General features: G+C 27.4%; 15 protein-coding genes and 1 pseudogene. 2 read left to right on the top strand and 14 right to left on the bottom strand.

All coding sequences use genetic code 11. The annotated features are described in order from the left end of the window. Positions 1 to 11: 11 nt before the first annotated feature. The 5 genes from T352_RS0100615 to T352_RS0100595 are packed head-to-tail and all read right to left on the bottom strand — an operon-like array spanning position 12 to position 4,087. On the bottom strand, positions 12 to 1,040 hold the full coding sequence (locus T352_RS0100615; RefSeq protein ID WP_162151059.1) for an ABC transporter substrate-binding protein: 1,029 nt from the start codon (positions 1,038 to 1,040) through the stop codon (positions 12 to 14). Then, entirely contained in the window at positions 1,040 to 1,834 is a 795-nt protein-coding gene (locus T352_RS05950; RefSeq protein ID WP_051615634.1) for an iron ABC transporter ATP-binding protein, read from the bottom strand. The genes T352_RS0100615 and T352_RS05950 overlap by 1 nt, the downstream gene beginning before the upstream one ends. Then, entirely contained in the window at positions 1,827 to 2,819 is a 993-nt protein-coding gene (locus T352_RS0100605; protein ID WP_162151058.1) for an iron chelate uptake ABC transporter family permease subunit, read from the bottom strand. Before T352_RS0100605 ends, T352_RS05950 begins: the two co-directional genes overlap by 8 nt. Continuing rightward, positions 2,812 to 3,774 (bottom strand): ABC transporter permease, encoded by a 963-nt coding sequence (locus T352_RS0100600; protein ID WP_035344692.1) that lies wholly within the window; start codon positions 3,772 to 3,774, stop codon positions 2,812 to 2,814. Before T352_RS0100600 ends, T352_RS0100605 begins: the two co-directional genes overlap by 8 nt. Next, positions 3,767 to 4,087 carry an antibiotic biosynthesis monooxygenase family protein gene (locus T352_RS0100595; protein ID WP_026391305.1) on the bottom strand — a complete coding sequence of 107 codons (321 nt, stop codon included), beginning with the start codon at positions 4,085 to 4,087 and terminating at the stop codon, positions 3,767 to 3,769. Before T352_RS0100595 ends, T352_RS0100600 begins: the two co-directional genes overlap by 8 nt. Positions 4,088 to 4,271: 184 nt before the next feature. Here T352_RS0100595 and T352_RS0100590 point away from each other — a divergent pair, with 184 nt between their 5' ends. Beyond that, on the top strand, positions 4,272 to 4,871 hold the full coding sequence (locus T352_RS0100590) for an MBL fold metallo-hydrolase (RefSeq protein ID WP_051615633.1): 600 nt from the start codon (positions 4,272 to 4,274) through the stop codon (positions 4,869 to 4,871). A 17-nt stretch (positions 4,872 to 4,888) separates the two neighbouring features. Here T352_RS0100590 and T352_RS06750 read toward each other — a convergent pair. From T352_RS06750 to T352_RS0100550, 9 genes and pseudogenes are all read right to left on the bottom strand, one after another. After that, positions 4,889 to 6,409 (bottom strand): annotated as a pseudogene (locus tag T352_RS06750) (carboxypeptidase M32). A gap of 13 nt (positions 6,410 to 6,422) precedes the next feature. Continuing rightward, a complete protein-coding gene (gene fni, locus T352_RS07165; protein WP_162151057.1) occupies positions 6,423 to 7,352 on the bottom strand; it encodes a type 2 isopentenyl-diphosphate Delta-isomerase in 930 nt (309 codons plus the stop codon). 9 nt (positions 7,353 to 7,361) lie between these two features. Beyond that, positions 7,362 to 8,354: a mevalonate kinase family protein gene (locus tag T352_RS07160; RefSeq protein ID WP_162151056.1), complete on the bottom strand. Its 993-nt coding sequence runs from the start codon at positions 8,352 to 8,354 to the stop codon at positions 7,362 to 7,364. Positions 8,355 to 8,375: 21 nt separating this feature from the next. After that, positions 8,376 to 9,710, bottom strand: a complete 1,335-nt coding sequence (locus tag T352_RS0100575) for a magnesium transporter (protein WP_026391303.1) — start codon at positions 9,708 to 9,710, stop codon at positions 8,376 to 8,378. A 1-nt stretch (position 9,711) separates the two neighbouring features. Then, on the bottom strand, positions 9,712 to 11,022 hold the full coding sequence (gene mgtE / locus T352_RS0100570; protein WP_026391302.1) for a magnesium transporter: 1,311 nt from the start codon (positions 11,020 to 11,022) through the stop codon (positions 9,712 to 9,714). A 77-nt stretch (positions 11,023 to 11,099) separates the two neighbouring features. Beyond that, complete coding sequence (locus T352_RS0100565) at positions 11,100 to 12,413, bottom strand: TldD/PmbA family protein (RefSeq protein WP_026391301.1); 1,314 nt, start codon at positions 12,411 to 12,413, stop codon at positions 11,100 to 11,102. Then, positions 12,406 to 13,788 (bottom strand): TldD/PmbA family protein, encoded by a 1,383-nt coding sequence (locus tag T352_RS0100560; RefSeq protein ID WP_026391300.1) that lies wholly within the window; start codon positions 13,786 to 13,788, stop codon positions 12,406 to 12,408. Before T352_RS0100560 ends, T352_RS0100565 begins: the two co-directional genes overlap by 8 nt. Beyond that, positions 13,778 to 15,562 carry an ABC transporter ATP-binding protein gene (locus tag T352_RS0100555; protein ID WP_026391299.1) on the bottom strand — a complete coding sequence of 595 codons (1,785 nt, stop codon included), beginning with the start codon at positions 15,560 to 15,562 and terminating at the stop codon, positions 13,778 to 13,780. Before T352_RS0100555 ends, T352_RS0100560 begins: the two co-directional genes overlap by 11 nt. A 1-nt stretch (position 15,563) precedes the next feature. Beyond that, positions 15,564 to 17,351, bottom strand: a complete 1,788-nt coding sequence (locus T352_RS0100550; protein WP_026391298.1) for an ABC transporter ATP-binding protein — start codon at positions 17,349 to 17,351, stop codon at positions 15,564 to 15,566. Positions 17,352 to 17,472: 121 nt separating this feature from the next. Between T352_RS0100550 and pepT the strand changes: the two genes are divergently transcribed. Next, complete coding sequence (gene pepT, locus T352_RS0100545) at positions 17,473 to 18,687, top strand: peptidase T (RefSeq protein ID WP_026391297.1); 1,215 nt, start codon at positions 17,473 to 17,475, stop codon at positions 18,685 to 18,687. Positions 18,688 to 18,713: the final 26 nt, after the last annotated feature.

Raw genomic sequence — 18,713 nt, 5'->3', positions numbered from 1 at the left:
TGTCAATCTAATCAATTAACTTTACTAATAAACGCTAAAATATCAGAAATCATTTGACTTGTTGACTTAATTCCACCTGTAATTGTATACCATGATTCAGCATGTAACATATAGACATTTTCATTTTTAATTGCTAAAACATCTTTAACAAGTGGATCTTTTAAGAAACTTAAATCACTGCCAGTTCCTTCAACAACTTGATTTCTATCCATAATAAAGATTACTTCTGGATTAACGTCTTTTAAGTATTCAGTGTTTGACGGGTTACCACCGTGACTATTTTCATCAAACTTATTACCGTTTGGATCTGCTTCTAGGAAACCAAATTCATTGAAAAATAAACCGTATCTTCCCTTTTTACCACTACCAACGGAAAAGCCTTTGCCGTTTGCTTGAATAAATAAGGCTCTAAAATCTTTTGCAAGTAAACTAATTTCATTAAAGTTTGTTTGATATTCCTTAATTTTTTCATCTAAAATATCTTTTGCTTCTTCGAAGATTTGTCCTAGAACAGCAAAGTTATTTTTTTGTGTTTCATAACTATATGTTGTTATCGATAAATCAAGGATATCCGCATTAGGATAATCTTTTTTTAATTCCTCATAATGCTTAGCACTTCTACCATCTAAGATAATTAAATCAGCATCAAATAAATCAAGAACTGTTTTGTCTAATAAAAATAATGTTCCTGTATCTGCATATTTTTTATTATCAAACTCTCTAAGAGATTCTGGTAGCGGATTACCACCCTTTGGTAGACCAAATTTTTCTATACCTAATTTTTCTAAGCCTATATATGAAAATATATCTGCAACTCCTAAGTTATATGTAACAACTTTTTTAGGATTAACTAAAAAATCATTTTCAACTATAACTTTTTTATACAAAGCCTCACCATTACCATCAAGTTTATCAAAAACTGAAACAGTTTGCTTAATGGTTATGCGTCTTCCTTCTCTTTCTTTACCAATTTCTACATTACATGATGTTAAAAGTAATGTAGTAAGCAATATACTTAAAATGAAAAATATTTTTTTCATTATACTTCCTCCTCTAGTGTAATATTTTTTTCTAGTAAATTATGATAAACACAAATCTTTTTTCCATTAAAACCAGCAATACAAAAATCATGATCAAAGACATCGTCTAAAATTTCTTTATTAATAATATCATTGGTTTTGCCCTCAGCAATAATCATTCCATCTTTCATTGCTACAATATGACTACAAAAAGCCGATGCAATATTAATATCATGCATAACAATAACAATTGTCTTTTTGTAATCTTTAACTAGATTTTCTAAAATAGTCATCATTTCTACTGCATGTTTCATGTCTAGATTATTTAATGGTTCATCTAAGAAAATATATTTTGTATCCTGTGCTAAAACCATTGCGATATAAGCTCTTTGTCTTTGTCCACCACTCATTTGATCGATATATGTATCTCTTAGGTCATCTAGTTTCATATATTTAATTGCTTCATTAATTTTTGCTTTATCAATATTATTAAGTCTACCTTTAGAATATGGAAATCTCCCAAAAGATACTAACTCTTCTACTGTAATTCTTATATTTATATTATTACTTTGTCTAAGTACTGACATTTTTTTAGCAATATCATTTGAGCTTATTTTATCGATATTAACATTATCGATTAAAACCTCACCACTTTTTTGTTTTAAAAGTCTTGATATTACACCAAGCAGAGTTGATTTACCCGCTCCATTTGGCCCAATTAAAGCAGTAATTTCATTTTCTTTAATCTTAAAATTAACATCTTTTAAGATTTGTTTGTTACCGTAAAATTGATTTATATTTTTAACTTCAATCATGAATATTCTCCTTTACTAACAGATATATCATATAAGCTCCACCAATTAAATTGACAATTATTGTAACTGGTGTCTTTAAATTAATTATCTCTAAAATTACATGGCCACCTAACATTAAGATTACTGCAAGCAAACTAGATACTACCATTAAGGTTCGATGCTTATTTGATTTGCTAAGTTCTCTTGCAAGGTTAACTACTATTAATCCTAGAAATGCTAAAGGTCCAACTAATGCCGTTGCTATTGCCGTTGATATTGTTACTAATATTAAAGTCTTATTAGTTTTTTTATTATAATTAACTCCAAGGTTTTTAGCAACATCTTCACCAAGAGCCATAACATCATAATTATTACGCTCTTTAAAAAATAAGAAAACTAGAATAATAGTTGCAACTAAACTTGGTAAAACAAGTTTTTCATTTATTGCATTAATACTAACATTAGTCATTGAGATTACTTGCTGAAAGTCTTCCGGATTCATTAAAACTTGAATAAAGTTTGACATACTTGAAGCAAGTGATGTTACTACTAATCCTAGTAACAATAATAAAATAATATTGTTTTTGTTTTTTCTTAGTAATGAAGTAAGCATTACTAAAACTACTAAAATCATGACTGATGTTGTTAAAACAAAGTTTAATGTATCATTTGTATATAAAATACTTTTGGTGCCTAAAAATGCGACGATTAAAGTTTGAGTAATAATAAAGATTGAATCAAAACCTAAGACACTGGGTGTAAGTATTCTATTATTAGTAATCGTTTGAAAACTAAGACTTGAAATACTTATTAAAACAATACTAATTATAATTGCAGTCATCTGAATAAATCTTCTTCTTGATATCTTTAATAAAACGAATAATAATTCTTTATCTATATTATTAAAATCAATTAAATTGCGGTACTTAAAGATCCAAACAAGCATAAAAGTTATAATCGATAAAATTGCTAAAATAGCAAGCACTAAATATTTCTTCTTAGTCATTATTTTTCACCTGCTTAAATATTAATAAAATAAAGATTATCGCTCCTGTTATTCCCATAGTAAAACCAACTGATAACTCAAATGGGAAAATTACTAATCTACTTATAATATCATTAGCTAAAACAAAGATTGAACCTAGTAATGCAATATCTATAATGTTTTTCTTTAAATTATCACCATAATACATTGAAACAATATTAGGAATAATTAGTCCTAAAAAAGGAAGTGGTCCAACTACTAAATATGTACTTGCTGCAATTAATGATGTTACGATTAGGCCTAAAAATAAAACTTTTTTATAGTTTACACCAAGATTAGTTGCAAATTCTTCACCTAGGGATGCAACATTAAACCCTTCAGCAAAAATTATCGCAATAAGTAAGACTGGTACTAAAATTAATAACATACTACCATTTAAGACATTTATATGGGAAAAGGTTCCCAAATTTAATGATGATAATAGTTGAAGCGTATTTGTTTCATAAGCAATTAGTCTAGTAACTGCACTTAATAATCCGCCATACATTAATCCAATTAAAGGAACATAAATAATATTTTTAAACTTTATTTTATTTAATATGAAAATAAAAAGTAATGAGGAAATTAATGCAAAAACGAAACTAAATATTAAGCGATAATAACTTGGAATACTACCAAGAAATATAAAAGAGATTAAAACACCAAAAGCAGCTGCATCGTTTGTTCCAGCTGTCTGTGGTGAGATGAACTTATTTCTGCTTAATGATTGCATAATTAAACCGGCAATACTTAGACTTGAAGCACTAAGTATAATTGCTAGTGTTCTTGGCATTCTACTTCTAAATAAAACATTATATGCTTCTTTGTTTCCCGACAACAAACTCTTAAGGGTTAGTTCTGAACTAACACCAATTAGTAGTGAAGCAATAACAAAAACAATAAAAAGTAGACTTAAAATAAATCTTTTTTTATTCATGCATATTAGTTATAAAATGTTCGTAGTAATTTCGTTCAACAGAAATTACTCCTACTGGTTTTACAGGATTTTCTTTCTTTTCTTTATGCATCTTAATATGCTCAGAACTTCCCTCCCAAACATAATAAGCTTTCTTATCGTTAAAGTATACTAATGTTTTAATTAAATCAAATTCCTTATTAGTAGTACTTATTAATACCTCTCTTTTAACAAATCCGGGTGATTTAAAAATAGGAGAATACTCATTCATCTTTTCTTTGTGTATATCGATAAATCCTTTTTCAAGTTTTACCGTTCTTTCTACGACAAACATAAAAAATTCCTCTTCCTAGTATTTAATTTTCATATGTGAAATTCTATTTCTAGAATCTATTTATTAATTACTATTTTTATTTTAATCTTTGATTATCTATTAGTCAATACAAATCATAATAATTATAAATAACTAACCTTTTTTATATAAACAAGAATATGTTATAATAATTTAGGTGATAAAAATGAAAATAGTAAAACAAGTTTTAGCAAATGAGTATATGAGTTCAAATGCTTATATTTTAATAAAAGATAATAAATGTGTCGTAATAGATCCCGGATTTAATGATAATAAGTTATATAACTACTTAGAAGAGCATAAATTAGTCTTAGATAAAATTATTCTAACCCATGGTCATTATGACCACTGGACTGGTTTAGAGGAGCTTTTGAAGCGTAATCCTAATGTGTTAGTATATGCATCTAGTCTAGATCACTACTTTTATCATAATAATCCTTTTACTAAGTATTTACCAAAAATTGATGTCGATTTAAATGATAAATTAGAAATTGACATTTTAGGAACTACTTTTAAGATTATTAAAACACCAGGACACTCCTTAGGAAGTATTTCACTTTATGCTAATGATATCTTATTCTCAGGAGATCTCTTATTTTATGAGAGTGTGGGAAGAACTGACTTATATGGTGGAAGTTTTAGAGAGCTTGAATTGTCAGTTAAAAATATCTATAATCTTCCTTTAAATACAATCGTTTATTCAGGACATGGTAGACCTACAACAATAAAACATGAGATTACAAACAATCCGTTTATTAAAAAGTAAAAATCCCAAACGGGATTTTATTTTTTTAATTCTTCTAAATTTTTTAACATGGTAAATTTGTTTTTTAAATAATCAATATAATACTTAGGATTAAAGGCCTCACCGGTTGCTTCAATTAGTAATTCTTCTGCAGTCTTTGATGCACCAAAACGGTTGATTTTAACTTTTAACCAGTCATTAATTAAATAAATATTTTCATTTTCAATAACACTTTCAACATTTAAATCACGATTCATTGCATTATATATTTGAACCGCATAAGCATTAGCTAGTGCGTAGACTGGAAAATAACCAAATGATCCAAGTGCCCAGTGAATATCTTGAAGTGGTCCTTCTAAATCATCTTTTGGTCTTACTCCAACATAATTAGCCATTAGTGTACGCCATCTTTTAGGAATATCTCTAACTTTTAATTTATCTTCAAATAATTCTTTTTCAATTTCATATCTAACCATAATATGGAGTGGATAAGTTAACTCATCAGCTTCAGTTCTAATTTTTGATCTTTTTGCATGATTGATAAAACGGTAATATTCAAGTGAATTAATTCCTGCTAATTGTTTAGGAAATACTTCTTCTAATTTTGGATAATGTCTTTTCCAAAAAGCAAATGATCTTCCTATCATATTTTCATAAAATCTTGCTTGAGCCTCGTGGAGTCCATAAGTTGGACTACCAAATAAGAATGTCCCATTATATTTCGGATCATTGTTTTGATCATAAATCGCATGACCCATTTCATGCATTATGCTAGTAATACTCGTTGTAAAATTATTAATTTCATAGTCAACAGTTATTCTAATATCTGTACTTGATATTCCAGAAGTAAAGGGGTGAACTGTATCTCTAATTGCTCCTCTTTTTAAATCAAAAGCAAATTGGTCAATAAAATATTTAGATATTTCTTTTTGTTTATAAATAGGATATTCTCTTGTTGTAAGTTTACGATTATAATTAGTTTTCTTGCCCTTAGTTATTAAAGCAACAAAAGGTACTAACTCCTCTTTTAAATTATTAAAGAAATCATCATAAAACTTTGTATCTTTACCTTCTTCATACTCATCTAATAAAACATCATAGCCTTATAAATCGGATGAACCAATATATTTAATTCTTCTTTTGTGGTAATCGACAATTTTTTCTAGTGCCGGAACAAAGATTTCAAAATCATTTTGATCTCTTGCTTCTTGCCAAACTTTTGTACTCTCAGCAAGAACTACTTGATAATCAATATACTCATTTATTGGTACACTTCTAATTACTCTTAGTTCTTTATCAATTTTTAAAATATCTTTTTTTAAATCTTCATCGTTTATTTTATTTAAGTTTTCTTTTAGATAATCAATATTACTTAAAAACTTACTATCTTTTCTTAAATCAAAGTACATCTCTGATAATACTTCAACTTGCTCTGCTCTAAATTTACCTGATTTCTTTGGTGCTTGCGTTTTTTGATCCCAGTTAATCAACCAGTCCACATAACGAAAGGCTATTATTTTTTTTCGATGTTCTTTATATTCTTTAATAATTTCATCCATAAAATTTACCCCCTTATTTATAAATTACAAAACACTTTTTCAAATCATTAATTAAATTATTTATTTTCATAAATGCTACTTCATCTTTGTATTTAGTTAAATTTAAAAAATATTTGCTAAGTCCAACTGCACTAGCGCCAAGCATTAGTGCTTTATAAATATCTAATGCATTTCTAATTCCACCAGATGCAAAAATTGTTGATTTAGAATCCTTTGCATTTTCTAGTGATTTTACAGTCGATATTCCCACATTTTCAAAGATCATATTTTGACTCTTACTACGAACTCTTTCAATAAATGCAAAGTTTGTTCCACCCTTACCACTTACATCAATATATTTAACACCAAGATTTTCTAAAGTGGTAATAGTTTTTTTACTCATCCCAAAACCTACTTCTTTAACGATGACTGGAACTTTAATGTTATTTACAATGTCTTTAATGTTTGAAGTCCACTTGGTAAAATCTCTGTCTCCTTCTTTCATAACAAGTTCTTGTATAACATTAATATGAATAGATAAAGCATCGGCATTAATCATTTTAACTGCCAGTTTTGCATCATCTAAAGTAGCATTAGCTGACACATTAGCAACAATTATTCCATCTTTATTAATTTGTCTTGCTACTAGATATGTATCAAGTAGCGTTTCATCTTTCAAAAAAGCACTACTTGAACCTAGAATTAATGGAATATTAAACTCTTTTGCATAAAGTGCTAGTTTTTCATTAATCTTTTTTGTTTTTCTAGATCCACCAGTCATTGCATTAATATAAAACGGATAATCTATTTCAAAACCTAGAAAATTAGTTTTAAGATTTACTTGATCCATACTTATATTTGGAAGACTATTATGTTCTAGATTAATTAAATCAAAATCATTTTCTCCCACTTTATTTAATTTTGCATATTTTACATGTTCATCTTTTCTTTTACTAATTTTCATTTTCTTACCTCAAATATCCATTAAATATAAATTGTTATCTAATAATTCTTTTTCCATGTGATAAAAATTAAAACCTTCTGGATATAATAATATTACACTATCTCCACCGCCAGCGCCACTAATTTTAGCACCAAGTGAATATTTATTTGTTATTTCAATAATTTTTTTTAATTCTACCGTATTTAATAAATCAACTTTTAAAATATTTTCTAACCATCTTTGATAATTTTTTAAATTTTCTTTAAGTTCTAAGTAATTATTTGTAATTAAGTTTTGATAAGTATTTTTAACAATTTTTTTAGCTCTCTTATACTCTTTTTTGGTAATTTTGTATTCTAAATTTTTAGTTTTATAACTTTTACCAGTCCAAATTGCCTTAAATTTTAAATCGGTTTTTATTTCAAATATTTTTAAATCCTTCCATTTCTTATTTAGTAGACTTGGATTATTTCTATTTTTTTCTAACCATTTTTTATTATATCTTTTGTAAAAGACCATTTTACCAAAACAAGCAGAGGCAAGATCACCACCTGATGTAATTTTATTTGCATCATATTGTGTAAGTACTCCTAGTTTAAATAATAAAAACTCATCAAACTCTATTTTATAAAACTTAAGTATCGACTTTATAACGCCAATAATAATTGCTGAACTTGAACCAAAACCAAACTTGTTTCCGTTTTTGTCTTCTAGTTCTGTCTTTATCTCTAAGCTAAATGGTACTAAGTTTATATTCATACTTTTTACATATAATAAAGCATTTTTAATTGCTTCTTTTAAAATTATATTTGAATTATCTTTTTCAAAGACAATTTCATCTTCTACTATATCAAAATAACTTATAAGATTTCTTGTCTTATAAGTATATTTTAAAGATTCTTCAATATTAAATATCATTCTTTTTGAAACGCTATAAATAATTGATACACCTTTTTTTTCTAAAATGTTGTATTCACCAGTTAGAAAAAGCTTACCATTCGTTTGTACTTCGATATGAATCACCACCAAATTTATTCATTAATATTATACCACATTTATCATTGGTAGTATTATTAATGTTGCAAAACCAAAATAAATAAATAGTGCTACTAAGTCATTTATTGTACTAATTACTGGTCCACTTGCTGCTGCTGGATCAATTTTTAATTTAACTAAAATAATTGGGATTAAAACACCAAATAAGTTTGCTAAAACCATTGAGAAAAATAATGATAAGCCAACGGTTAAACTAAGTAAAAATACACTGTCAACTAAGAAAATATCAAGACTTAAAACAAAGAAACTAAGAACAAAACCAAGGCTTGCTATAATCAAACCATTAATTAAACCAATTGCTATTTCTTTAAAAATATGTTTTTTATTATCAGAATTTTCTTCCTTGTCTAATTTTAAAATGGTAACAGCGATTGATTGTGTTCCGATATTTCCAGCCATCCCTAAAATTAAAGGTTGGAATAAAACAAGTGCTGTTACTAATTCTAGTGTGTTTGAAAAAATTGATAGAAATAAGGCAATTACTAAGTTTAAGACAATTGAAGCAAGTAACCAAGGTATACGTTGCATTGAACGTTTAATTGGACTACTTTCTTCTTTAAAGTCCCCAACCGCCACAAACTTTTGCACATTTTCTTCATAATCAAATGCAATTTCATCTAAGATATCATCCGCACTGACTACACCAAGTAAAACATTATTGTCATCAATAATTGGTATTAATTTTAAGTCATAATTACTAATTTTAGTAATCGCAAGTGATAATTTATCATCTTTATGTAGGGATACATAATTTTTTATTACTAAGTCTTTTATTTGTTCGTTTTTTCTTGCAATAATTAATTTCTTTAAACTTATTTTACCAATTAAAACTTCATTATCATCAACAACAAATAAATTATCAATAACGTCTTGCTCATCTACTTCATCGATTAACTGTCTCATTGCTGCAGCGACATTTAAATTAATATTAATTTTAATGAAGTCACTGTGCATAATTGAGACTGCTTTTGTTTCATCTAGTTTTAATAATGTTTCAATTTCTAAAATACGATCGTTTACTAAAAATGCATTTAAGTGTTCTTTATCTACATCATCTAGTTCAACATAAATTCTTTTTAATTCAAACTTATCAAGTTCATTTAATAACACTCTTTTTCTTACATCATCAAGTTGATTAAAGAAACTTAAAATATCATCATCTTCTAATTCTAAAAAGATATTTTTTAAAATACGGTATGGCATAATTTCAATTAAAATTAACTTATTTTCTGCTGATTCTTCATTATATAATTTTACAATGTCAACTGTATGCATTTTATTAATATCTTTTAAGATTTGACTTTTTGGTCTGTTAAAATTCATCTTATAATCCTCCTAACATTAAAGTTGCTAACCCAAAATAGATAAATAAACTAGAAAGGTCAACAATAGTTGTGATAAATGGACCTGATGCAACAGCTGGATCTATTTTTATTTTATTTAAAAATACTGGAATTATAAAGCCAACAATTGGTCCAAGCGTAATTGTAATAAAAAGTGATAAAGCAATTAGTAAAGAAACCATCATTGGTTCTTCCATTTTAAATGATATTGCTAAAAAATAAGTAATTATACTTGCAGCAAGAGCAAGAATAAAACCACTTAACATTCCTGATACTACTTCTTTAAATCCCTCTTTAAAATTAGCCTTATTGTTATAACTTAAATCTCTAAGTGTAACTGCTAGTGTTTGTGTTGCAACGTCACCAGATGCATCTAAAATTAGTGGCTGGAATAAAGCAAGTAAGCTTACTGCAAGAATGATTTCTTCAAATCTAGCGGCAGATAAAGCAATTGGAATCGATGTTAATAGTAAAATGATTAACCATGGAAGACGGTGGAGTGCTGCTTTAAAGATATTTTTTTCCTTAAATTCTTTAATTGCTGAAAGTCTCGCAAAATTTTCTTTACTTAATCTCTCAAATTCTTCAATCGCATCATCCAATGTTACAATCCCAACTAAGTTATCATATTCATTACAAACAGCAATTTCATAGAGATTATATTCACGCATCTGATTAATTGAATATTCAATATCATCATTATCAAAAACAAATGGAGTCTCTTTATATAAATCATTAATTAAAACATTACCTTTTGCTTTAATTAATTGGTTTAGTGAAAGAGTCCCTAAATATTTATTATTATTTACAACAAAAATCGTACCAATAGATTCTACTTCTGGTGCTTGTTCAATTAATATTTTCATTGCTTCTTTTACATTAAGAGTTGAATCAATTTTAACAAACTTAGAAGTCATTAAGAATCCTATTTCTAAAACATCATAATCTAATAACTTTTCAAGTGAGTTTTGATCATCAACAACATTTAAAATTTCTTTTTGTTCTAAATCAGGTAATTCATCAATTAGTCTTACAGCATCATCAATATCCATTTCTTTAATAATACTAATTTGTTTATCAATATCAAATTTTGTAAGTAACCTAACCGCAAAGTCCTCATCTAAATAAGACATTATCTTAGATAATTCATTATCATCATAAAATTCTAAAATTTGCTTTTTATCTTCATCATCAAGACTGGCAATAAACTTTGCCTGGTCATGAGGGTGTAATAAAATAAGCTTCAAATATGCTTCTTGGTATTTTTTATCACTAATTAATTGTTCTAACATAATATCACATCCTTCAATCTATTATAGCAAAATATATTTTAATTGCCTAAAAGAAAAAAAGATGAATCAAATTCATCTTATTCTCCAGCGATTGTTAATTCTTTAATTTTCACAGAACCAGTTCCAATTCCTGATAAACCAAACTTAAAGTCATTTGCAACATACTCTAAGTTATTTAATAATTCAAAGAAATTACCTGAAACAACAATTGAATCAACTGGTCTTTCTATTTTTCCATCTTTAATAACAAATCCAGATGCTTCTAAACTAAAGTTTCCAGAAACAGTTTCTGATATTGCATGTAGACCAACTAAATCTGTAATATAAATACCTTCATTAATTGTCTTAAATACTTCATCAAGACTTATATCTTCACTTTCAAGCACTAAATTTGCTGCAGATATTCCACCAAAACCATTACCGGTTGGTGCTGTACTAAAGATTGCTGCAGTTTTTAAGTTATGAACAAAACCTTTAAACACTCCATTTTCAATCCAATATCTCTTACTACATGCAACTCCTTCATCATCAAATGAAACTTTAAACAATGCCTTATCATGGAATGGGTTATCTACTAAGTTTACTTTACTTGATCCAATTTTTGTGTTTTCTTTACCAATTAACTTAGTAAGATTTCTAAATGCTGCTTCTCCGGTGAAAATACCTTCAAAAACACTTAAAATGTTACCAAATTCTTCATTTGAAAAGACAACTGGATATTTACCTGACTTAATTGATTTAGCACCTAATTGGCCTGTTCCTAGTTTAATGTTTTCATCAATTAAATCTTTTATATTTAAATCATTATTATCATTTAAAATCTTGTATGAAAGACCAGTTTTAACTTGACCGTCTTTTTCATAAACTGCACTTGCATAAATTTGTAAAAATTTACTTGATCTAAAAAGATTTAAGCCTTTTGAGTTAACAATTGTTGTTTCACTAGTATTTTCACCATAGTAAACAGTATCTACTTTTGTACAAAACTCATTAGCTTTTATTCCTTTTTCAATTTCTAATAACATTGAAACTTTTTCTTCTGGTTTAATTAATGAGAAGTCAAATTCTTTATTAACTACTTCTTCATATTTTTCTGAACCTTCAAAAATTAATGCTGGCTCATTTGCAGTAATATTTTTTGCATTATCAATTAATCTATCAATTACATGAGAAAAATTTTCCAAACTTAAATCTTCTAATTTTGCATTAACTGCCTTACCATTATAAATACCTTTAACTAAAGCGATAGTTTGATAACTAATTTCATTTTTTTCAACTTCACCTTCATATACTGATAAATTTAGGCTATTTGACTTAACTAATTTAATTTGTATATCAGACAAACCTTTATCAAGTCCAACTTTAATCCAATTTTTAAGATTGTTATTCATGGCTTAATCCTCCTACAGTAATTTTTTTAACTCTAATTGTTGGTTGACCAACGTCAACAGGAATTGATCCACTATCAGCTCCACACATTCCCTGACCAAACTCTAGGTTGTTTGCTACACGGTCAATTTCAAATAAAATGTCTTTACCATTTCCAATTAACATTGCACCTTTAACTGCATCTGTTAACTTACCATCTTCAATCATATAACCTTCTTGTACAACAAAGTTAAATTCACCTGTTGCTGGATTTACAGTACCACCACCAAGTTTTTTAGCAAATAGACCGTATTTTGTTTCTTTAATAATATCTTCATATTCCATTGTTCCGTTATCTATAAATGTTGAGTTCATTCTTGATGTTGGAGCATATTTATATGATTGTCTACGACTAGAACCTGTTGATTTTTCATTCATTGTTCTACCGTTTCGCTTATCAATTAAATAACCTCTTAAAATACCATTTTCAATTAATAAGTTATTTTGAGTTGGATTACCTTCATCATCAAAGTTTAATCTACCCCACGCATTTTCAATATTTCCATTATCATATGCAGTTACTACATCTGATGCAACTTTTTCCCCAATTTTGTTTGCAAATGGTGATAATCCTTTAGCAATTGAACTTGCTTCAAGTGGGTGACCACATGCCTCGTGGAAAATTACACCACCAAATCCATTGTGAATAACAACAGGCATTACTCCTGCTTTAATATCTTTTGCATCTAATTGTTTAATTGCAGCTTTTGCAACATCACTTGCATATGCTTTTAAATCTAACTTATCGAAAAGTTCAAAGCCCATAAATCTTCCTGGACCTTCAAAAGTTTGTTCCATCTTTTCACCATCTTTAGCAACTGATGCTAAGATAACTCTTGTATAAACTCTTTCATCATCTTGGTAAGTTCCATCTGTATTAGCAATTAGCACATCTTGTTTCTTTTCAATTAAATTAGTGATTGACTGAATAATTAATGGACTTTCGTCTTTCATTATTTTATTTAATTCAAGTAATCTTGAAACTTTTTCACTTGTTTCAACTAACTCAAATGGTCTTGTAATATTATTATTAAACGGTAATTTTTCACCAAGTTTTGTTACTTTATTTGGTTTATCATTAAAGCTTGCTTTTAAGTTTTCTAGTAATTCAAGTATTACATCTTCTTTTACTTCATTTGTATAACCATATACTTCTTTACTACCTTTTAATAATCTAACACCAACTCCATAAACTTCACCAGTTGAAATGTTTACAACTTCACCATTCATAATGTTAATTGAATTATTAATTGATTTTTCGAAAAATAGTTCACCAAAATCTGCACCAGTTTCTAATGACTTATTTAAAATATTTTGAATTTGATTTTTATTCATTATTTTTTCCCTCTTTATCTTCCTTAAACTGAATCATATATAAATTATAATACCATCCTTTTTTATTTAAGAGTTCATGATGATTCCCCATCTCCATAATTTCACCCTTATTTAAAACAACAATCTTATCACTATGTTGAATAGTTGATAGTCTATGAGCAACAATCAACATTGTTTGACTACTCATTATTTTGTTTAAAGATGCTTGAATAATTTCTTCACTTTCACTATCAATGTTTGCTGTTGCCTCATCTAAAATAAGCAGGCTTGGTTTATAGACGATTGCTCTAGCAAATGATATTAATTGTCTTTGTCCACTTGAGAAGTTATTACCCCGCTCTAATACTAAGTGATCATATCTATCGGGAAGTCTATCTATAAATGTATTAGCACCAGTATAATTTGCTGCCTCAATTACTTCATTTCTTGTTATTTCTTCATTTCCTAAACTAATGTTATAAAGAATTGACTCATTAAATAAAAATACATCTTGTAACATCTGACCGATATGTCTTCTCAAGGAATCTCTAGTTATTTTATTAATATTTATTCCATCAATTAAGATTTCACCTTTTTGAATCTCATAATTTCTTACAATTAAAGATAAAATAGTAGTTTTACCACTTCCTGTAGATCCAACAAAAGCAAATGTCTCACCTGGTTTAACTTCAAATGATACATCTTTTAATACCCATTCATCTTCTAAGTAATAAAACCATACATTTTTAAATTCAACATGACCGGAGAATTCTTTTAACTCAATTGCATCATCTAATTCTTTAATGGTTGGTTCTAAATCTAAGATGCCAAAGATTTTATCTGCACTTGAATAGGCATTTTGAAGATTATTAAATTCCTCAGCAATTTGTTGAATTGGATTAAAGAATCTATCAACTAAGTCATTAAATGCATAAAGAATTGCATAGCTTAAAATCATATCAATAACTTGTAAGCCTCCAAAATATAAAATAGCAATATTACCAGCCATGGTAATTAAATAAATAAGTGGTCTAAAAATTGCATATATTAAGATTTCTTTTTGAAAACCACGTTCAAGCTCATAACTTCTAATTCTAAATTCTTCTCTTTTAACATCTTCTTGATTAAAGATTTGTGTGATTTTCATTCCTGATAAATTCTCAGATAAAAATGCGTTTAGCGCTGAAATTTCGTTTCTAATTTTTTGATATGACTTTCTAGATATTTTTCTAAACACATATGAAACAATTAAAATAATTGGCATTATTATTAATGTAATCAATGTTAATTTAATACTAATAAAGAATAAAATGATTAATATAATTATCATCATAATAATACTTCTAATTAAATTTATAACAATAGAAGTAAACATCTCACTAATACTATCTGGATCATTCATTACTCTTGTTACAAGTTTACCAACAGGCTCTTTATTTAACTGATCTATAGATAGTTTTTCAATATGTTCAAAAACTTCAAGTCTTATTCTAAAGACTATTTTTTGACCAATCTCTTGGAGTAAAATTGTTTGTTTATAATGAATTATAATTGATACTACTAATGATAAAATAAATACGCCTAAATATAATAATATTTTATTCATTGTTCCAACAGCGTTAGAATTTTTAAGTAATTCTAAAACTTTAGCCATAAATAGTGGTGGAACTAACTCAACAATAACTACAAACGTCATTAAAATAATTGAAACAATAAATTCACTACGGTGAGGTTTTAAATAACCAAGTAATCTTTTAAATGATTTTATATCTTCTTGTTTTCTTTCTTTTCTTCTCATATTATTTAACCTCTTCTGCTAATTTTTCAAGCGTTTGACGTTTCACAATATCACGGTAAAACTCACTAGTTTCTAACAATTCATCATGTGAACCAATTGCAACAACCTTACCCTCATCAATAACAATTATCTTATCTAGATTTTGTACTGTTGAAATTCTATGAGCAATAAAAATTGTTGTTTTACCTTTTCTTAAATCATATAAGTTTTTAATAATTGTTTCTTCCGTTTTTGTATCAACAGCAGATACTGCATCATCTAGAATTAAGATTTCTGGATTTTTAGCAATTGCTCTTGCTATTGAAATTCTCTGTTTTTGTCCGCCAGAAACTGTAACTCCTCTTTCACCTAAAATAGTTTCAAATCCTAACTGGAATTCAGTAACGTTATCATAAATATCCGCTAACTTAGATGCATCAATTACTTCTTCCATAGTTAGACTTGAATTGGAAAAGGCTATATTATTTTTTATTGTATCTGAGAATAAAAAGTTATCTTGTGGTACATAACCAATTTTATCTCTAACTACTTTAAGAGGTAATTTCATAATATCAGTTTTACTAATTAATATTTTATCATGTTTAACATTATATACTCTAAGCATTAAATCAACTAGTGTTGTTTTACCACTTCCGGTTTTACCTAAAATACCAACCATTTCTCCTTGATTAATTTTAAAACTCATATTATCAATAGCATTAAAATTACTGTCTGGGTATCTAAAAGTTAAATTTTTAACTTCAATTTCAGGTATAAATAAATCTGGTTCAATTAAATTATCTTTATCATAAACTGATGGTTTTGTTTCTAGAAAATCTGTAATTCTTTGTGCACTTGCTCCTGCTTGTGAATAAATACTTAAAACACGAGTAAGAGCTCTTGTTGGCCAGCTTAACATAAAGAATAAAGCAATATACGCTGTAAAGTTACCTACATCAAATTTTTCAGCATCAGGTAGGTTTGCAGTTTTAACAACTGCATATGCACCAAAGCCTATAATAGTTATTACAATTAAGTTAATAATAATAGATGTTACAACTTCAACTAAAACTGATTTTTTATAAAACTTCATATTTGTATCATAAAGTTCTTTAGATTTTCTCTTAAATGTCATTATCTCAAATGCTTCTCGCACATATGCTTTAACAATTGAAATACCTGATAAGTTTTCTTGGGTATAATCACTTAAATCTCTAAACTTTTCTTGTCTTATTTTAAATTGTTTTCTCATTGATTTATTAATAATGACCATTGCTACTAAAAGTAATACAATTGGTACAATTAAAATTAAAGTTAATTCTTTATTTAACTTAAACATCTTATAAAAAACAAATCCACCTAAAAATGTACTATCAATTAGCATCATAATTCCAGGACCATAAGCCATTCTTACTGCAGCAAGATCATTAATAAAGTAAGTCATTAATCCGCCTACTTTTTGTTCATTGTAATAATCTTGTGATAAAGTAGTTGCATGAATGAACATTTCATTTCTTAAACCATACTCTATTTTTCTTGATGTCCCAAAAATAGCAAGTCGCCAAAATACCCTACCTATACCCGTAATAGCCACTACTGTTATAAGTGATACTGTTAAATTTAACAACTCATCCTTAGCGAATATTTCTGTTACTTCAGACTTATCAAATTTGTCTAAAATATTAATAATGTCACCAATAATGATTGGCACATTTGTTTGAACATAATCAATAAATACTAAAACCGCTATTCCAATTAATAGTGGTATTGAGTATTTAAAGATATATTTTCTAAAATGTTTATTAAACAATTATATCACCCTGCCTTTTGTTCTCTATAGTAGTTAATTATACTACAAAAACACTATAAATTACACTTTTATTATTAATAATGGTATAATAATTCACATAATTAAAGAAAAGAGGTTAAACATGACAAGTTTAATAGAAAGATTTTTAAGATACGTAAAGATTGATACCCAATCAGATCCAAACTCACTAACTATCCCTTCAACTATGAAGCAAAAAAACTTAAGCAATTTATTAGTAAATGAATTAATAGAAATGGGTTTAAATGCTTTTATTGATGAATTTGGCTATGTATATGTGAAGATTGAATCAAACTCTGGAAAAGACATAAGACCGATTGGTTTTGTAGCCCACGTTGATACATCACCAGATGCACCTGGAGCAAATGTTTCTCCTAGAATAATTAAAAATTATGATGGAAGTGGCATTAAATTAAACGATTATATTACAATGAATAAAGAAAATAGTGCTGCGCTTAAGAAAGTTATTGGTGATGATTTAATTGTTACTGATGGAAATACCTTACTTGGTGCTGATGATAAAGCTGGTGTTGCAATTATCATGGAATTAGCAAACACATTAACTAAAAATAAAGAAATCAAACACGGTGATATTTATATTTGTTTTACCCCAGATGAGGAAATTGGTCGTGGTGCTGATAAGTTTAATTATAAATGGTTTAATGCAGACTTTGCATATACATTAGATGGTAGCCAAGTTGGTGAAATTGAATTTGAAAACTTTAACGCTGCTTCTGCAGTAATCAATTTTGTTGGTAAGAGTATTCATCCTGGAAGTGCAAAACTAGAAATGATTAATGCAAGTCACTTAGCATTTGAATTTCATCAAATGTTACCTGTATTTTTAAATCCTGCTTATACTGAAAAATATGAAGGTTTTAATCACTTATCTGAAATAACCGGTTCAGTTGAAGATGCAAAAATGCATTATATAATTAGAAATCATGATAAAGAATTATTTAATAAACAAAAAGAAACATTTACTAATATTAAAGATTATCTAAATAATAAATACGGTTATGAAGCAGTTAAATTAGTCTTGAAAGATAGTTATTATAATATGTATGATATTTTGAAAGACAAAATGCATATTATTGAATTAGCTGAAAAAGCTATTACCAATTTAGGTTTAACCCCCATTAAAACACCAATTAGAGGTGGAACAGATGGAGCAAGACTTACATTTGAAGGTCTTCCATGTCCAAACTTAGGAACTGGATCATATAACTTCCACGGAAGAATGGAATTTGCTTCAATCAATCAAATGCATAAAGCATTAGAGATTGTATTAGAAATTATTAAACTAAATAGTAAGTAGGTAAAATAATAAAGGAGAGCTAGCTC

Origin of the sequence: Haploplasma modicum ATCC 29102 (assembly GCF_000687835.1) — a bacterium.
Lineage (GTDB): Bacteria > Bacillota_I > Bacilli_A > Acholeplasmatales > Acholeplasmataceae > Haploplasma > Haploplasma modicum.
Note: the sequence above shows the minus strand (reverse complement) of the source record. Positions and strands in the feature narration are given on the sequence as shown.

Coding starts and splice junctions, on each gene's coding strand:
- T352_RS0100615 (WP_162151059.1), bottom strand. CDS start 1,040: ATGAAAAAAATATTTTTCATTTTAAGTATATTGCTTACTACATTACTT.
- T352_RS05950 (WP_051615634.1), bottom strand. CDS start 1,834: ATGATTGAAGTTAAAAATATAAATCAATTTTACGGTAACAAACAAATC.
- T352_RS0100605 (WP_162151058.1), bottom strand. CDS start 2,819: ATGACTAAGAAGAAATATTTAGTGCTTGCTATTTTAGCAATTTTATCG.
- T352_RS0100600 (WP_035344692.1), bottom strand. CDS start 3,774: ATGAATAAAAAAAGATTTATTTTAAGTCTACTTTTTATTGTTTTTGTT.
- T352_RS0100595 (WP_026391305.1), bottom strand. CDS start 4,087: ATGTTTGTCGTAGAAAGAACGGTAAAACTTGAAAAAGGATTTATCGAT.
- T352_RS0100590 (WP_051615633.1), top strand. CDS start 4,272: ATGAAAATAGTAAAACAAGTTTTAGCAAATGAGTATATGAGTTCAAAT.
- fni (WP_162151057.1), bottom strand. CDS start 7,352: ATGAAAATTAGTAAAAGAAAAGATGAACATGTAAAATATGCAAAATTA.
- T352_RS0100575 (WP_026391303.1), bottom strand. CDS start 9,710: ATGAATTTTAACAGACCAAAAAGTCAAATCTTAAAAGATATTAATAAA.
- mgtE (WP_026391302.1), bottom strand. CDS start 11,022: ATGTTAGAACAATTAATTAGTGATAAAAAATACCAAGAAGCATATTTG.
- T352_RS0100565 (WP_026391301.1), bottom strand. CDS start 12,413: ATGAATAACAATCTTAAAAATTGGATTAAAGTTGGACTTGATAAAGGT.
- T352_RS0100555 (WP_026391299.1), bottom strand. CDS start 15,562: ATGAGAAGAAAAGAAAGAAAACAAGAAGATATAAAATCATTTAAAAGA.
- pepT (WP_026391297.1), top strand. CDS start 17,473: ATGACAAGTTTAATAGAAAGATTTTTAAGATACGTAAAGATTGATACC.